The organism is uncultured Fibrella sp., assembly GCF_964250085.1.
In the GTDB taxonomy this organism is placed as follows: domain Bacteria; phylum Bacteroidota; class Bacteroidia; order Cytophagales; family Spirosomataceae; genus Fibrella.
Genome location: NZ_CAXUEC010000003.1, coordinates 1 through 14,573 on the forward strand (window position 1 = coordinate 1; position 14,573 = coordinate 14,573).

At 53.8% G+C, this 14,573-nt stretch carries 9 protein-coding genes and 1 pseudogene; 3 read left to right on the top strand and 7 right to left on the bottom strand.

Annotated elements, in window-relative coordinates:
* The first annotated feature begins 1,042 nt into the window (after positions 1–1,042).
* The 3 genes and pseudogenes from ACFE8Q_RS09530 to ACFE8Q_RS09540 all read left to right on the top strand — a co-directional run bounded on the left by ACFE8Q_RS09530 (position 1,043) and on the right by ACFE8Q_RS09540 (position 2,963).
* Positions 1,043–2,277: pseudogene (locus ACFE8Q_RS09530) on the top strand (IS3 family transposase).
* A gap of 95 nt (positions 2,278–2,372) precedes the next feature.
* The gene (locus ACFE8Q_RS09535) at positions 2,373–2,678 is read left to right on the top strand and encodes a transposase (protein WP_375445157.1); all 306 of its coding nucleotides are present in this window, start codon (positions 2,373–2,375) and stop codon (positions 2,676–2,678) included.
* A 12-nt stretch (positions 2,679–2,690) separates the two neighbouring features.
* Positions 2,691–2,963, top strand: coding sequence for an integrase core domain-containing protein (locus ACFE8Q_RS09540; RefSeq protein WP_375445158.1), 273 nt, complete (start codon positions 2,691–2,693; stop codon positions 2,961–2,963).
* 499 nt (positions 2,964–3,462) lie between these two features.
* Here the strand turns inward: ACFE8Q_RS09540 and ACFE8Q_RS09545 are convergent, their stop codons facing one another.
* The 7 genes from ACFE8Q_RS09545 to ACFE8Q_RS09575 form a co-directional block, all read right to left on the bottom strand.
* Positions 3,463–4,917, bottom strand: a complete 1,455-nt coding sequence (locus ACFE8Q_RS09545) for a rubredoxin (protein WP_375445159.1) — start codon at positions 4,915–4,917, stop codon at positions 3,463–3,465.
* Position 4,918: 1 nt separating this feature from the next.
* On the bottom strand, positions 4,919–8,485 hold the full coding sequence (locus ACFE8Q_RS09550; RefSeq protein ID WP_375445160.1) for a molybdopterin-dependent oxidoreductase: 3,567 nt from the start codon (positions 8,483–8,485) through the stop codon (positions 4,919–4,921).
* Positions 8,486–8,490: 5 nt separating this feature from the next.
* On the bottom strand, positions 8,491–9,789 hold the full coding sequence (locus ACFE8Q_RS09555) for a NarK family nitrate/nitrite MFS transporter (protein ID WP_375445161.1): 1,299 nt from the start codon (positions 9,787–9,789) through the stop codon (positions 8,491–8,493).
* A gap of 19 nt (positions 9,790–9,808) precedes the next feature.
* Positions 9,809–10,660, bottom strand: coding sequence for an ABC transporter ATP-binding protein (locus ACFE8Q_RS09560; protein WP_375445162.1), 852 nt, complete (start codon positions 10,658–10,660; stop codon positions 9,809–9,811).
* Positions 10,661–10,749: 89 nt separating this feature from the next.
* Entirely contained in the window at positions 10,750–11,529 is a 780-nt protein-coding gene (ntrB, locus tag ACFE8Q_RS09565) for a nitrate ABC transporter permease (RefSeq protein ID WP_375445163.1), read from the bottom strand.
* A gap of 28 nt (positions 11,530–11,557) precedes the next feature.
* On the bottom strand, positions 11,558–12,760 hold the full coding sequence (locus ACFE8Q_RS09570) for a CmpA/NrtA family ABC transporter substrate-binding protein (protein WP_375445164.1): 1,203 nt from the start codon (positions 12,758–12,760) through the stop codon (positions 11,558–11,560).
* Positions 12,761–12,774: 14 nt separating this feature from the next.
* Complete coding sequence (locus ACFE8Q_RS09575; protein ID WP_375445165.1) at positions 12,775–14,325, bottom strand: alginate export family protein; 1,551 nt, start codon at positions 14,323–14,325, stop codon at positions 12,775–12,777.
* Positions 14,326–14,573: the final 248 nt, after the last annotated feature.

Consider the following 14,573-nt stretch of genomic DNA (forward strand, 5'->3'; position numbering starts at 1 on the left):
TGAGTGGTCACGACCGACAGCCTCGGCTAGACAGTTCACGGCTTCTCTCGGCTTGCTTGGTTGTGTGCTTTGTTTATCAGCTCTACGGGGTCCACTTACCTGTGACAGGAAACTGTCGGGTAGTCAAGTGTGGCAGCCCAACAGACAAAGGGTGTAAAGCCAGTGGCGACATTACTTGCCGTTAGCTATCTTATGGCCATCAGCCCTTTGGGGTGTTGGGTGATTCGTTCATGTAGGCGGGTGTTTCACGTATTGTGCGACAGGATAACTAACTGATCATGAACGTGCTTTTGTGGTTGTTTCGCGTCTTGTGCGACAGGTCAATGTCCGTTTGGCAGCGCGTTTCGGTTGGTGTGCAACGTACCTGGCGACAAGTCGGTCACCGCTGGACAGCACGTTGACAAATGCGTTTGGGCCGGCAAGGCAACGTACCGCGGCGGCGGACCGTCTGAGTGCATCGCTCGACAGCCTCGGCGGACATTCTCCGCCTTTGGCGGCTTGCTTGGTCTTGTGCGTTGTTGGTTGGCTCTGCGGGGTCCACTTACCTGTGACAGGAAACTGTCGGGTAGTCAAGTGTGGCAGCCCAACAGCCAAAGGGTGTAAAGCCAGTGGCAACGTACCTGAATGTGTTTTATCTTGTGGCCATCAGCCCCTTGAGGTGTTGGGTGGCCCGTTCATGTCAGTGGGCGTTTTATGTTACGGCTGACAGTACAACGAATTAATAATGAACGTTCTTTGTAGATTTGCTACGTACCTGGCGACAGCTACCATTCGTTCGACAGCGCGTTTTTACTGGCATATCACGTGTGGTTGGACAGGTTAATCGACCGTTGACAGCACGTCGACAAACGCGTTTTGGCCGACAAGGAACGTACCTGAGTGCCACCGCTAACAGCCTCGGCTCGACAGCTTGGGCCTTTCTCGGCTTATTCGGTTGTGTGCTTGGTTGGTTAGCTTTGCGGGGTCCTCTATAATGGTCCCCAAAAACTGGACAGGTAGTATAACTTGAACTCTCAAGCACCTATCTACAAAATGTCCAAACATGACCAAGTCAATCCGTCGCGTACACGATGCGGCCTTCAAAACCAAAGTTGTTTTAGAAGCCCTGAAAGGGCTCAAAACGTTGCCCCAACTCGCCAGCGAATTCGGCATTCACGCCCAGTAGATCACCGACTGGAAGAAACAGGCGCTCGACAAATTCCCCGCCCTCTTCGAGAGTGCTTCGCCCAAACCCGCCCTCTCCGAGCAACAACGCGAAGAGATCGAAGCACCTCTATTTCAGCAAATAGGGCAACTGAAAGTGGAGAACGACTGGCTCAAAAAAAAATTACGGACCAACTGACTCTTGACCGGCAGGCTCTTATCGACCCTACCGATAAGCACTTCTCCATCGCTCAACAATGTGCCCTCTTAGATCTGGCTCGTTCCAGCTACTACTATCAACCAGTGGGGAATCACCGGAAAATTTGGCTTTGATGGAGCGCATCGACCAGCTGTTTACAGCCCGTCCCGAAATGGGTGTCAGACGGATGTATCACGAGTTGACCACGCCAGATAACCCGATCAATATCAAGCGGACGGTCCGCCGCTGCGGTACGTCGGTTAATGCGCTTAATGGGGCTAGAGGCTGTTGGGCCAAAACCCAACCTGTCCAAGCCCCAACAGGGCCATACGATTTATCACTACTTACTAAAAGGGCTGGTAGTGGATCGCCCTAATTATGTCTGGTCGACCGATATCACTTATGTACCCATGGCTAATGGTTTTTGTATCTCTGTGCTATTATTGATTGGTTTAGCCGGTTCATTCTGAGTTGGCGATTGAGCAATACGCTACTGCGGTTCCCCGCCGGGACTGATTTCTGTGTCGATGCCCTGGAAGAAGCCTTGCTAAGGTGGGGTAGGCCTCAGATTTTTAATACTGACCAGGGAAGTCAGTTTACCAGTTATGACTTTCTTAAACTACTGATAACCAAAGAGATATCTATCAGTATGGACTCAAAAGGTCGGGCGCTGGACAATATTTTCATCGAGCGATTTTGGCCGGTCCGCCGGTGCGGGACCATTAAGTATGAATGGTCCGCCGCTGCGGCATCTTTATCTACGGGCCTACGCTGACGGGCGCAGCCTGCATCAGGAACTAACCGAGTACTTCCACTTCTACAATCACGAGCGTAAGCACCAATCCATAGGCTATCAACCTCCTGTGATATGGTACGAGAGAAGAACAGAAGGGGAAGAAAAAGTACAACTTTCGAGCGTAGTTCAGCAAGTTTGAAAACGCCAAAATCCTGTCCAGTAACTGGGGAGCACCATAGTCTTGTGCTACGGCAGCCTCGCCAAACACCCCAGACTACTGATTCTAATCATCGTATGCACAAGTATCCTAACTTGTTGATTGAAAGGCCTATAACTGCTCCTAAGCAAGTGTGGGTGAGCGACATTACCTATTTGTATATAGGACCAGGATTTGGCTATCTCTCGTTGAGAACCGACGCTTACTCAAAGTTGATTGTGGGTTACTGTCTGCACCGTTTTTTAACGGCTGAAGGTAGTCTAAAAGCTTTGGATATGGCCTTAACCAGTTATTGGCAAAGAGGACAGGAACTGATCCATCATTCTGATCGAGGTACCCAATATTGTAGCTTTGAGTATGTTCTCAAGTTGAAAGATGCTTAGATCGCCATTAGTATGACCCAGAACGGTGACCCTTACGAGAATGCGATTGCTGAACGAGTGAACGGCATTCTGAAAACCGATTTTCGACTCAATCAAGTCTTCACTACTTTTGAAGAAGCTCAGAAGGCAGTGGTCAAAAGCGTTTACAACTATAATCATCTGCGCCCCCACATGAGTTGTGGCTATCTAGTGCCGGCGGTGGCTCACGAGTCGGATCAGCCCTTGAAAAAGCATTGGAAACCCAAAGTTTACAAGACGGCAAAACCCGTTGGGGAGCAGGGGTAGTTCGGCTAATTGTACTGTTTTGATGCCAGTGTCAACTCTCTATCAGGATTAATTTTGAGTATACATTCTAAAGCCCAAAACTGACAACCTTTTTTCAGGATCGGACAACCTGTAAACCTATTTCAGGACGAGACAGTGATTGTCAGGTCATCCGTCGAAAATGACGAGTGCTTTTTTAAGATGTATCGTTCTATGCCTTTTTTGCCCGTAGGCTCGGCACGCCCTGCAGGAAGAGCTGGTGCCGGGCGAGGTAATTCGCCTGCGGGCCTTGCTACCCCGGTTGGGCACCCGTAAGTTATTTCATAAGCTGTAGCCCTGCCTGCGTCAACACCAGTTGGAACTGGGTCGTAACGCTCTTTTTGAGTTGCCAGGTCGCTGCCGATTCGGCAGCGACCTGGCAAGAAGCTAAAGACCACCTTCTCTAACACTGGTTGTACAATTATCCTAATCTGATCGTTGATTTAGCCATTGATCGACCTAATCAAGTGTGGGTAGCTGATCAGGCGAGTTCTACCTCTACCTGAGTGAAATCAACACTGGGAGTGTCGCAGGTTGGGCATACGTAACTATCTGGCAGTGAGCCAAATGAAGTTCCGGCCGGGATACCTCGCAACAAATCTCCATACCGGCTATCATAAACGGTAAGGCAGTGTGGACATTGATAAACCAACAGGCTGGGACTTGATGTAGACTCGGCTTCCTGACCAATGGAGGCAACTGTCTCTGCGGTTTCTCCAGTACGACGGGCGTTGAATTTTCGGCATAACCGGTCGACCTGAACGGGCAACTGGATTTTTAATAACCCACGGTCGACCCGAAGATAAGTCCGGCTGTTTGGGTTGAAATTTTCGGTATGGTACAGATCATACACACTGAACAGAGCCAGCTTTCCAACTCGGATTAGCGGTCGTTTTCGCACCAGTACGGAGCCGAATACTTCGGATTTTGGTACCGTCTGTACGCCAAAACACAGCCCAAAGGTTCGAGTGTCATTCTGTTCAAAGTAACGCGTTATAGACGCCTTGAGCCGTGCGCCATCTTCGGCATAATCCTCTGTCTGCCACGCCAGTTCATTGGCAGCGTGCCGCACATTGATGTTATGCTTCCCTAGTATACAGGACCAGGCAGGTCGGTCTTTTTCTTCGATCCCCTTAATAATCAGCGACTTCCAGGGCGTTGTGCACAATTCCCCAATACGCGTTTTCAGACATAGTGCGCACAGGTCGAGCAAAAACGAAACGGAGAACTGTTCATCGCGCCGGTACAGACCAAGCCACGACCGCTGACCGTATCGATTGAAGCCCTCGTAATAGGGAAGCGAGAATACGGGCAGTTCCAGCTCGTGCGTGCTGGGCTGGGTGATGAACGACTGATCAGCGGTGACGGTTTTATACAACAATTCTTCGTCGATCGATTCCTGAAAAGACAGGGCATGCTCCACCGCTTTGGCCAGTCGTCCAATGTCGTTGGTATAAATCAGGTCGGGCCAGTGGATGAGCCGATTGCTTCGTCTCGGGCGAATATACAGGTGCCAGAAGTGGGCTTCCGGCGAACTGATGAAATTGAGGTTCCCGGTAAAAAACGGCGTAAAACTCTGATTCGCATCCGACAGATTTACCTTCAATTTGGGCTGATAATCAAACTGATCCAGCACAGTATGGTACTCGCTTTCACCGAGCCAGGCACCCGTCCGAAATACTTCTTCGCCACAGTAGGAGCTGATTATATTGGGGTATTCGTCTGTATTGAGTTCGTAGGCGATCTGCTTTTTCTTCAGGTCTTTTTCCAGAAACCGAACCTCTTCATAATGCACGGTCATCAGCAATTGCTGGCGCGCACCAAACCGTACCTGACGAACTTTTGCTCCGTAGGCCAGTGACAATATGGTTTGCAACGTACCTGGCGACACAATGCCCGCGGGTAAATTGACTTTCAGGGTATAATAATCACGCATCCTACACCAGTTCACTCATTTTTTCAAGAATACTGCGTACCTCCGGCCGACAGGAACCGCAGCCCGTTCCTGCTCCGGTTTGCTGGCAAAGTTGATGAAAGTCGGTACAACCGGCTTTGATGGCCTGCTCCAGATTGCCCTGCCCAACGGTATTGCAGGAGCAGACCAGTTTGCCCGCCACGGGATCTACTCTCTTGCTGGCCCGTAACAACTGGAGGCGTTTGTCAGAGAGTTCAATGCCGTTGGCAATGAGGTCGCGGAACTCCGCAAATTCATTTTTGTCCCCAACCAGAATGGCTCCCACCAGCTTATCACCGTATACAATACACTTTTTGTAGTACCGTTTCGCTTTGTCGATGAAGACGATTTCTTCGTAGCCAGACTGCCCGGCCGGCACTTCGCTGATGCCAATACTGCATAAGTGTAGTCCGTCCATTTTCAGAATATTCATCGACAGGCTACCCCGGTAAGGCTGCGAAATGTCACCCGCCAGAAAACTGGCCGCGATCTCGGCCTGTTGTTCAGCGGCCAGCGTAATGCCCCACATCTGGCCCTGCCATTGCGCAATTTCGCCCGCCGCAAAGATGGCGGGGTCCGACGTTTGCAGATAATCGTTCACTACCACGCCCCGGTTACAGCTCAGCCCGGCGGCGCGGGCCAGCTCAATGTTGGGTTCCGTTCCGATGGCCAGCACAGCCACCTGACAGGCTAATTTGCGGCCCGATTTCAGCCGTACACTTTCCAGCCGGTCGGTGCCGACAAAGGTCTGTACCTCTTCGTTGAAATACACCTCGATGCCCCGGTCTATCAACTCCATATAAAGCAGTTCACTGGCCAGGGGGTCGAGCTGACGTTCCATAAACCGGCCCGACCGGTGAATCAACGCCACCCGAACGCCGATCTGGCGCAATGAAGCGGCCAGTTCCAGACCCAGCAAGCCCCCGCCAATGACCACCGCCTGCGGCGAATCCTGGTCGAGAAAAGGCAGGAGCGAGTCGGCATCCAGTCGCGAGCGCATGGTGAAAATGCCGGGTATTTTCGGAACGCTTCTGGGCATGAAAGCCCGGCTTCCCGTACTGAGAATCAGTTTGTCGTACCCATGTTCGATGCCATTGGTGTCGGTTAGCACGTTGGCCTGCCGGTCGATATGGGCGATACCGACGCCTTTATGAACAATAATGTTGGCTGCCTCAAACTGGTCTTCGCGCAGCTTGACGAGTTGCGCCCACGTTTGCGCACCGCTGAGGTAATCAGGCAGCAGCACCCGGTTGTAGAACGGGTGGATCTCTTTGGAAAAAACGTGAATCTCATCGTCACTGTTCAAGGCCCTGTACGCATTGACAAAGCCCAGACCGGCAGAGCCTGCCCCGATAACGACGATTTTCTCGATGGGCTTCCGATACCGTTCGACTTCAACCGCCGAGAATTTAAAATCAGGTTCTTTCGACCGTGGATCAACCAGGGCGCTGGTCAGATTGTTGGCCCGGTTCAGGTTGCTGTTCAGGCGTTTACCCCAGTGCATGGGCAAAAAGCACAGACCCGGACGTACCTCGTCGGTTAGTTGCGCTTTCACACGTACCTCGCCCCGTCGACCACGTACCTGCACCAGTTGCCCTTCCTGAATGCCCCGCACCTGCGCATCGGCAGGGTGGATTTGCAGAAACGGTTGCGGGCTATGCTGCGTCAGTTTGGCCACGCGGCCGGTTTTGGTCATCGTGTGCCACTGATCACGTACCCGGCCAGTCGTTAGCACCAGCGGGAAGTCGTCATCGGTCGGTTCGGACGTATTTTCGTCGGGAACGGCGTGGATTTGCGCCCGTTGGTTGGCCGTGTAGAAGCAGTGATCAGTAAAGAGCCGGGCAGACCCCACCCCAACCCCTCCCCGTAAGGGAGGGGCTTTCGCTCCTGACTGATTTAGCCCCTCCCTTACGGGGAGGGGTTGGGGTGGGGTCTCTGCTGCATACGGCCACTGAATGGTCCGTTTCTGCGTCAGCAGTTCATAACTGACACCCGTTATGTCGATACTTGTGCCGGCCGTTAGTCGGGTGTACTCCTGATATACCTCCGACGTGTTGCTGTAGGTGAAGGCCTCGCCAAAGCCCATTTTTTGGGCAAATCGCCAGATGATTTCGGCGTCGGGCAGCGCTTCGCCGGGCGCGTCGAGCACTTTGGGCAGGTACGTTATCCGGCGCTCGGCGTTGGTCATGGTGCCTTCTTTTTCGAGCCAGGCCGCCGCGGGCAGCACCACATCGGCAAACTGAACCGTATCGGCCCGATTCGATACGTCCTGCACCACCACAAAGCGGGCGTTTGTCAGCGCTTTCTCGACCAGGTTCGCATCGGGCATACTCACCAGCGGATTCGTATTGATAATCCAGATGGCTTTCAGGCTACCGTCGGCCAGGGCGTCGACCATTTCGGTTGCTGTCAGGCCGGGTTTCGGGGCAATACTGACGGGGCTATTCCAGAACGCTTCGACCTCGGCCCGGTGTAAGGCATTCGTTACGTCGCGGTGCGCAGGAAGCAGGTTGGCCAGGCCACCGGTTTCGCGGCCGCCCATTGCATTGGGCTGACCCGTCAGTGAGAACGGGCCGTTGCCGGGTGTGCCAATGCGTCCGGTGATCAGGTGCAGGTTAATGAGCGACAGGTTCTTGTTCACGCCGATCGCCGACTGATTCAGGCCCATTGTCCACAGCGAGAGGAAACCTTTCGAGCGGCCAATCCACTCTGCGGCGGTATAAATGCCTTCGGCCGGGATGCCGCACAGGTCGGCGGCTTCGGCCACGGAGCGCTGCATCACCTGATCGCGAAAGGCCCGGAAACCGTCTGCGTGGTTGCTAATAAATTCATTGTCAATGTAGTTGCGCTCGATAAGTACCCGGCCGATGGCGTTATTGAGGACAATGTCGGTGCCGGGCCGGATGGGTAGATGCAGATCCGACGAGCGGGCCGTATCCGTCCGGCGTGGGTCGACGCAAATGATTTTGACGTTCGGATTGGCCGCTTTGTGGGCTTCAATCCGCCGCCAGAGAATGGGATGGCACCAGGCCGGATTAGCCCCCGCCACTAAAAACAGGTCGGCCTCTCCGATATCATCGTAGCAGACCGGTACCGAATCTTCGCCCAGCGACAGTTTGTAGCCAACCACCGCCGAACTCATGCACAGCCGGGAATTGGTATCGATGTTGTTGGAGCCAATGAAGCCTTTGATGAGCTTATTGACCAGGTAATATTCTTCCGTCAGGCACTGCCCCGACACGTAGAAGGCAACCGAATCGGGGCCGTATTTCTGGATCAGCGTCCTGAAGACGGCCGAGGTACGTTCCAGCGCCGAGTCCCAGCTTACCCGCTGCATGGGCATCGACCGGTTGAGCCGCATCTGTGGGTACAGCAGCCGGTCTGACTGGTCCATGACGGTGTAGTGTAAATTCATCCCCTTCGAGCAGAGCATGCCCTTGTTCGATGGATGTTGCGGATCACCTTCCAGGCTCAATCGCCCGTTCTTCTCCTGTTTGACCAGTATCCCACAGCCAACGCCACAATAACAACAGGTAGTTTGGTGAGTCATCTCGTTCAGGCGGTTTGCAGCGTGGTTTCTGCCGGTTCAACGACCGTGGCTTTGCCGAAGTTGACCAGAAATAATGCCAATCCTGCCACCGCCACCAGGCAGCCGATGTAGAGAAAAGCCTGGTTGTAGCTGATCGACTGTGATTTGAAGAGGAAGCCCATCAGCATACCGCCGATGTTGCCGCCAGCCCCCACAACCCCGGAAATGGTGCCTACCGCTTTAGGATTCACAAACGGCACAATCGCGTAGGTGCTGCCGTTCGACATTTTCAGGAACAGGGCGAAGGTGATCATCGTGACAATCGCCATTGGCAGGTTACCCGATTGCGCAAACAGGATAACACCGGCCCCTTCCAGCACCAGCAGACCAGCCAGCAATATACCCTTACCGCGCAGGCCGTATTTGTTGCCTACTTTATCGGCCACGATACCACCCAGGGCACGGGCGAAAATGTTCATGCCACCAAACAGCATCGCCCAGAAACCCGCCTCTGTTTCGGCCATCTTGAAGTTGTCGAAAAAGTACAGCGCCGCCACACCATCGAACGTGATTTCAAGCCCGAAGCAGCAGGCATAGGCCAGCGCCAGCGCCCATACGCGGATATCGGCGCAGGCAGTCCAGAAACTCACTTTCTCGGCGGCCTGTGCAGAACGCCGCATGCCGCTCTGGTAATTGCCGGCGGGCGTATCGGTCGTGTAGCGGTAGTACACAACCGCCATCACCAGCATCAGTACACCCGGCACAATCATGGCCAGCCGCCACGCTTCAGGTTTTGTGTAGCCAAAGCCAACAATGGCCGCCATGATGAGGGGCATGGCCAGTTGAGTGATGCCACCGCCCAGATTGCCCCAGCCACCAGCCACGGCGTTGGCCGTTCCCTTGATGTTGGGAGCAAACATCATAGACGTATGAAACTGCGTGATCACGAACGACGCGCCAATGGTACCGATAGCCAGGCGGAATAGCAGGAACGTGGTGTAGTCGTGGGCCAACCCGACGAGCATGACGGGAAGTGCCCCGATGACAAGCAGTGCCGTATAGGTTTTGCGAGGTCCCCATGTATCGCACAATTTGCCAACCAGCAGCCGCGCAAAAATGGTGGCCGACACCGCCGCAATGATGATGTTGCCAACCTGCGGTTTGGTCAGGCCCAGATCGGTGCGGATAACGGGCATCAGCGGCGCCAGACCGAACCAGCCAAAAAAACAGACAAAAAAGGTGAACCACGTGATGTGGAACGTGCGCATCTGAATGCCTTTAATGCTGAAGACGTTCAGGGTGTCGAGTGGTTTGTGCGGTTGCATTGGTTGTTGGCTACTGGCGTTAGTCTTCAATGGATAGTTTGTCGAACAACAGGCTCAACAGGCGGTCATGGATGTCCATGTAGACCGGGTCGTGGGCAATCGCTTTTTTGTGGCGGGGCCGGTCAATGGGTACGTCCACGATCTCGCGGATAGTCGCTTCGGGACCATTGTTCATCACCACCACGCGGTCGCTCAGGAAGATGGCCTCTTCAATATCATGAGTCACCATAACGATGGTCTTGTTGCGGTTGTCCAGGTTCCAGAGTTTCAGCAGTTCGATATGCATCGCCCCCTTTGTGAGGGCATCCAGCGCCCCGAATGGCTCGTCGAGTAGCAGAATACTGGGGTTTATGGCAAAGGCCCTGGCAATGGCGACGCGCTGTTTCATGCCGCCCGATAATTGGCCCGGCAGCTTGTCTTTATGCGCCCACAGATTCACCATTTCCAGGTTAGCCTCAACAATGGCCAGTTTTTCGGCCCGCGTTTTATCGGTCATCACCGAATCCACCGCCTCAAAAATGTTTTTGTACACCGACAGCCAGGGCAGCAGCGAGTAGTTCTGGAATACAATGCCGCGGTCGGGTCCCGGCCCTTTAACTACTTTTCCATTGGCAACAACTTCGCCTTTGCTGGGCTTTACCATGCCCGAAATGGCGTTCATCAGGGTTGATTTGCCACAGCCCGAATGGCCGATGATACTCACGATTTCGCCCTTGGCAACCTGTAAATTGATGTCTTTGACCGCCGTGTACACCCCTTTAGGTGTCTTGAACGAAATCGTCAGATCACGCACGTCGATGCTGGTCGCGTGCGGTATTTTGTGATACTCATTGGCCGAGTCGACCAGTTGGGGGAGCATGGTATTGTTCATGGCTTTTTATCAGTGAAGAGGTTGGCTACTGATCCCGTGACTGAACGTACCCAGTCACGGGATTTTTATGACACAGTGCCGCTTTATAATTAGTAGGCAAACTGCTTTTGCAGGGCATCGAACCCTTTGTCGAGTAGCAGGCCCACGGTGCCGATAATCAGAATAGCACACAGGATCTTTTCCAGGCTGAGGGCATTCCAGCTATCCCAGACAAAGAAGCCGATACCCATACCGCCCGACAGCATTTCGCCCGCTACAATGACCAGCCAGGCTACCCCCATGCTCAGGCGAAGACCCGTGATAATGTGCGGTAAGGCGTAGGGAATGACCACTTTACGGACATAGCGCCAGTTTGAAAAGCCAAACGCCGTGGCTACGTTCTTATGATCCTGCGGAATGCTCGACACGCCAAAAGCCGTGTTGATGAGCGTGGGCCAGACACTGGTAATGAAAATGATGAAGATCGTAGCCCCTGCCGCGGCTTTGAAAGCCAGCAGACCCAGCGGAAACCAGGCTAATGGCGAAACAGGCCGCAAAATCTGCACAATCGGATTTAGCAGGCGCATGCCAATGGGGGAGGCACCCATCAGTAAACCCAGCGGAACGGCTACCAACGTACCCAGCGTGAACCCCGTAAAAACACGACCCAGTGAGCTAACCAATTGGTTGCCAATTCCTTTGTCGTTCGGGCCATAATCGTAAAAGGGCGTTGCCAGCATCTCTCTGAATACCACCCAAGTCATGCCAGGGGTTGGAATATCGTTATGGGTTACCGCAGAGATGAGCGCCCAGATGCCAAGCAGGATGCTCATGCTGGCCAGGAAGTAGAGCGCCGGTAAATAGGTCTGGTACGTCAGTAATCGGTTCATGATCTTACGAGTTGATTGGTGTCGGCACTTATTTTTTGGCACTTGCCAGGTACGCGCCAATATTGTTGGGGTCAAAGACTACGTCATAGGTCGTTTTAAACGCTTTCATCTCATCGGCAGGCAACGGGATGTTCATCGACTTAGCCACTTCGGCGTAGAGGTCATCGAGGATGAGTTTTTCGGCAATTCCCTTATAATCAGGGGCCGTTTTGATCATCCCGAAACGCATGTACTGGGCCATGAACCACATGGCGTGTGCCTTGCGGGGCATATTGACAAACCCTTTGTTGTGGAATGTCATGTAATCGTCCTTGTATTTCTGGACGCCCAGTTCGCAGCCCAGGTCGTTGGAACCCAGCAGGCGGGATTCAATGGCGGCCAACGGCGCGTTCACGTAATACGGCTTGGTCAGCCAGGCGGCGGCTTTTTTGCGATTGCCCATGTTATCCAGCCACTGGCAGGCTTCCAGAATGGCGGCCATCACTTTTTTAAGGTCGTCGCGCCGGGCGGTCGAAAAGCCGCTGTTGACGACCAGTGCTTTTTCGGGATGATGTTTCCAGATGTCCTGCGAGGCTATTTCGGTAAAGCCAATGTTTTGCGCCGCCGCCACGCTGTTCCAGGGTTCGCCCACGCTGAAGCCTTCCATGTTGTCGACCCGCATGTTGGCCACCATCTGCGGCGGTGGAATGGTGATGATACCGACCGATTTCTGGTTTACGCCCGCCGCCGACAGCCAGTTACGGAGCCACATATCGTGCGTGCCGCCCGGAAACGTCATCGCAAACGTTACCTCTTTGCGACTCTGTACATTTTTGACGGCCGCCGCCACTTTGCCGGTCTCCTTGAAGCCAACCAGCCCGCAAAAATCTTTAGATAGCGTAATGGCCTGGCCATTGTTGTTCAGCACCATCGCAATTTTCATTTCGGAGCCAGCTTTGCCACCAACGCCGGTGTAGACCGATAGTGGCATCGAGAATAAGCAATGGGCGCCGTCAAGCTCGCCGTTCAGGACTTTATCGCGAATGTTGGCCCATGAGGATTCCTTGGTCAGGATCACCTCGACGCCATGTTTCTGGAACAGCCCCATTTCTTTGGCTACCACCAGCGGCGCACAGTCTGTTAAGGGAATGAATCCCAGTTTGATTGGTTCTGAGGCTGGTTTCAGCCGCATTGTCAGCACCGGAATGGCCAGGCAGGCCAGTGTCGTAAGCAGTATATAGATCTTTTTCATGACTACTGTCAGGTTTACTGTTTAATGGCAACGGGTTTGGTGTAGAAGAAATCGGGGCGGATATTGATCATCAGGTAGGCCCAGGTACCAATCTTACTTTTCTGGTCCATGGTGCCCTGCTTGGCATATTCCAGGTTATTGGTGCCGTTCATGACCGAGTAGCCGAATTCCAGACTGGTGAATTTGTTCAGGGTGTAGTTGGCCAGAAAGTCGTACTCCACACCGAGTTTGGTGCCCAGCAACGTACCTGCGGGGGCATCGCTCATTTTATTGTAGGTAGAAGCGGCCAGGGAGAGGTAGTGAACATCGAGGCCGGTGGTGAGGCGATTACCCGTGTACTTTACTTTCACGAAGGCATCCTGCAAGCCACCCGCTGGCGAGCCGGTGCCGGCGTAGAAGTAATCCATTGACCCCCGAAACTTGTGGGGTGTGCCGTAGAGTGGGTCAAACCGGCTGGTTTCACCGGCCTGGATCGTGGTGGCGTTGTTGCCCGACAGGATTTCGTAGCCGGGTCCAAAACTTAGTAACCCTTTCTGAATCATCAGGTTTGCCCCGTAGTGATACGCGTTTTTAAGGGTCAGCCCGTCGCGGTCTTTGCCGCTCTGCCCATACGCAAAGGCTTGCCACTGCACTTTACCAAACCGGGAAGAGGCATTCCCCAACTGACCCGTCAGCATGGCTCCGTAGGTGACGCGCGAGTTCAGACCAGCCACGTCGTACCGTCGGCCATAGACGTACCCCTGCGTGGGGCTACCGATGCTGTCGCCACGGTATTTCTGAAAGTCGTCTTTAAAGACCAGCGCCGAAAACTTTGTCTGGTTGAACTTGCGCGTCAGGTACGCCAGTTGAAACGATTTGAACTGCTGGTTTTGTCCGTTCGTGCTGAGCGGCGTAGCCAGTACCGGTGCGCCCCCCTTGCCAACCGTAGGCAGAAAACCGGCGGGTATGGCGAGCGTTACGTTCTGAGTCGACAGGGCCAATGCGGGCGCATTGCCGGGTGTATAGTTATCGCCTACCGTACCGAAGGCATCGGTGTTCTGGTTGAACCCAGCGCCCAGATCGAACGCCCAGCCCATGTGCTGCCCCTTCAGAATGGCCGCCTCGAACCGGCGCCCCTGTTGCAGCCAGTCCAGATTGCCGATCAGGCGCGAATCATCGTAGATCATCTCCTGGCGGCCAATTTTCAGCGACAGGTTCTGGATGGGTTTGAAGTTTATGGTTGTGTCGGCGCTGTTGGCGAGGGTAATTTCGGCCCATGCCTCGTGGACCATCAGCCGGTTACCATCTGCGTTGTTGATCGTGGCCGCATCCTGGCCCCACACCCTGATATCCTGAATCGCCGTTTGGAATTGCACGCGATCCCATTTGTAGCCGAACGTAAGCCGGGTACGTTGCGAGGTAAAGAAGGCCGCGGGTGCGTCTTTCGGGGCCAGGTTGCCAACGCCGTCGCGAAACTCGGTCCGGGTACGTACCTGGCCAAGGAGTGAGAACTGAGCGATTGCGTTTGATTGAGTAGCCAGCAGGATAACACCGGCGACCACTGCCGCTTTAAACGTATAAGTCATGGAATGGAGTCGTAGTGGGTGAAGAAAACGAATGGTGAAAGCACTAGAGAGCAACCCTACCCAGAGTTGGGTAAGTGCGTGACGAACAGATCGAAAGCGATGGCTCTGACGCAGAGCGAAGAGAAACGGCTGGCTAGTGCGCGGCCGGGAGCGTGAAGACGCTGATTTGCTTTACCTGAATTTTTTCATTTTCTTTGACATGTTTGTGTTTTTCGCATAAATAACCCTTGTTTTAGCCGATCCAAAGG

Bases quoted from the DNA above. Each gene is read 5' to 3' on its own strand.
- ACFE8Q_RS09535 (WP_375445157.1), top strand. From the start codon at position 2,373: ATGCACAAGTATCCTAACTTGTTGATTGAAAGGCCTATAACTGCTCCT.
- ACFE8Q_RS09540 (WP_375445158.1), top strand. From the start codon at position 2,691: ATGACCCAGAACGGTGACCCTTACGAGAATGCGATTGCTGAACGAGTG.
- ACFE8Q_RS09545 (WP_375445159.1), bottom strand. From the start codon at position 4,917: ATGCGTGATTATTATACCCTGAAAGTCAATTTACCCGCGGGCATTGTG.
- ACFE8Q_RS09550 (WP_375445160.1), bottom strand. From the start codon at position 8,485: ATGACTCACCAAACTACCTGTTGTTATTGTGGCGTTGGCTGTGGGATA.
- ACFE8Q_RS09555 (WP_375445161.1), bottom strand. From the start codon at position 9,789: ATGCAACCGCACAAACCACTCGACACCCTGAACGTCTTCAGCATTAAA.
- ACFE8Q_RS09560 (WP_375445162.1), bottom strand. From the start codon at position 10,660: ATGAACAATACCATGCTCCCCCAACTGGTCGACTCGGCCAATGAGTAT.
- ntrB (WP_375445163.1), bottom strand. From the start codon at position 11,529: ATGAACCGATTACTGACGTACCAGACCTATTTACCGGCGCTCTACTTC.
- ACFE8Q_RS09570 (WP_375445164.1), bottom strand. From the start codon at position 12,760: ATGAAAAAGATCTATATACTGCTTACGACACTGGCCTGCCTGGCCATT.
- ACFE8Q_RS09575 (WP_375445165.1), bottom strand. From the start codon at position 14,325: ATGACTTATACGTTTAAAGCGGCAGTGGTCGCCGGTGTTATCCTGCTG.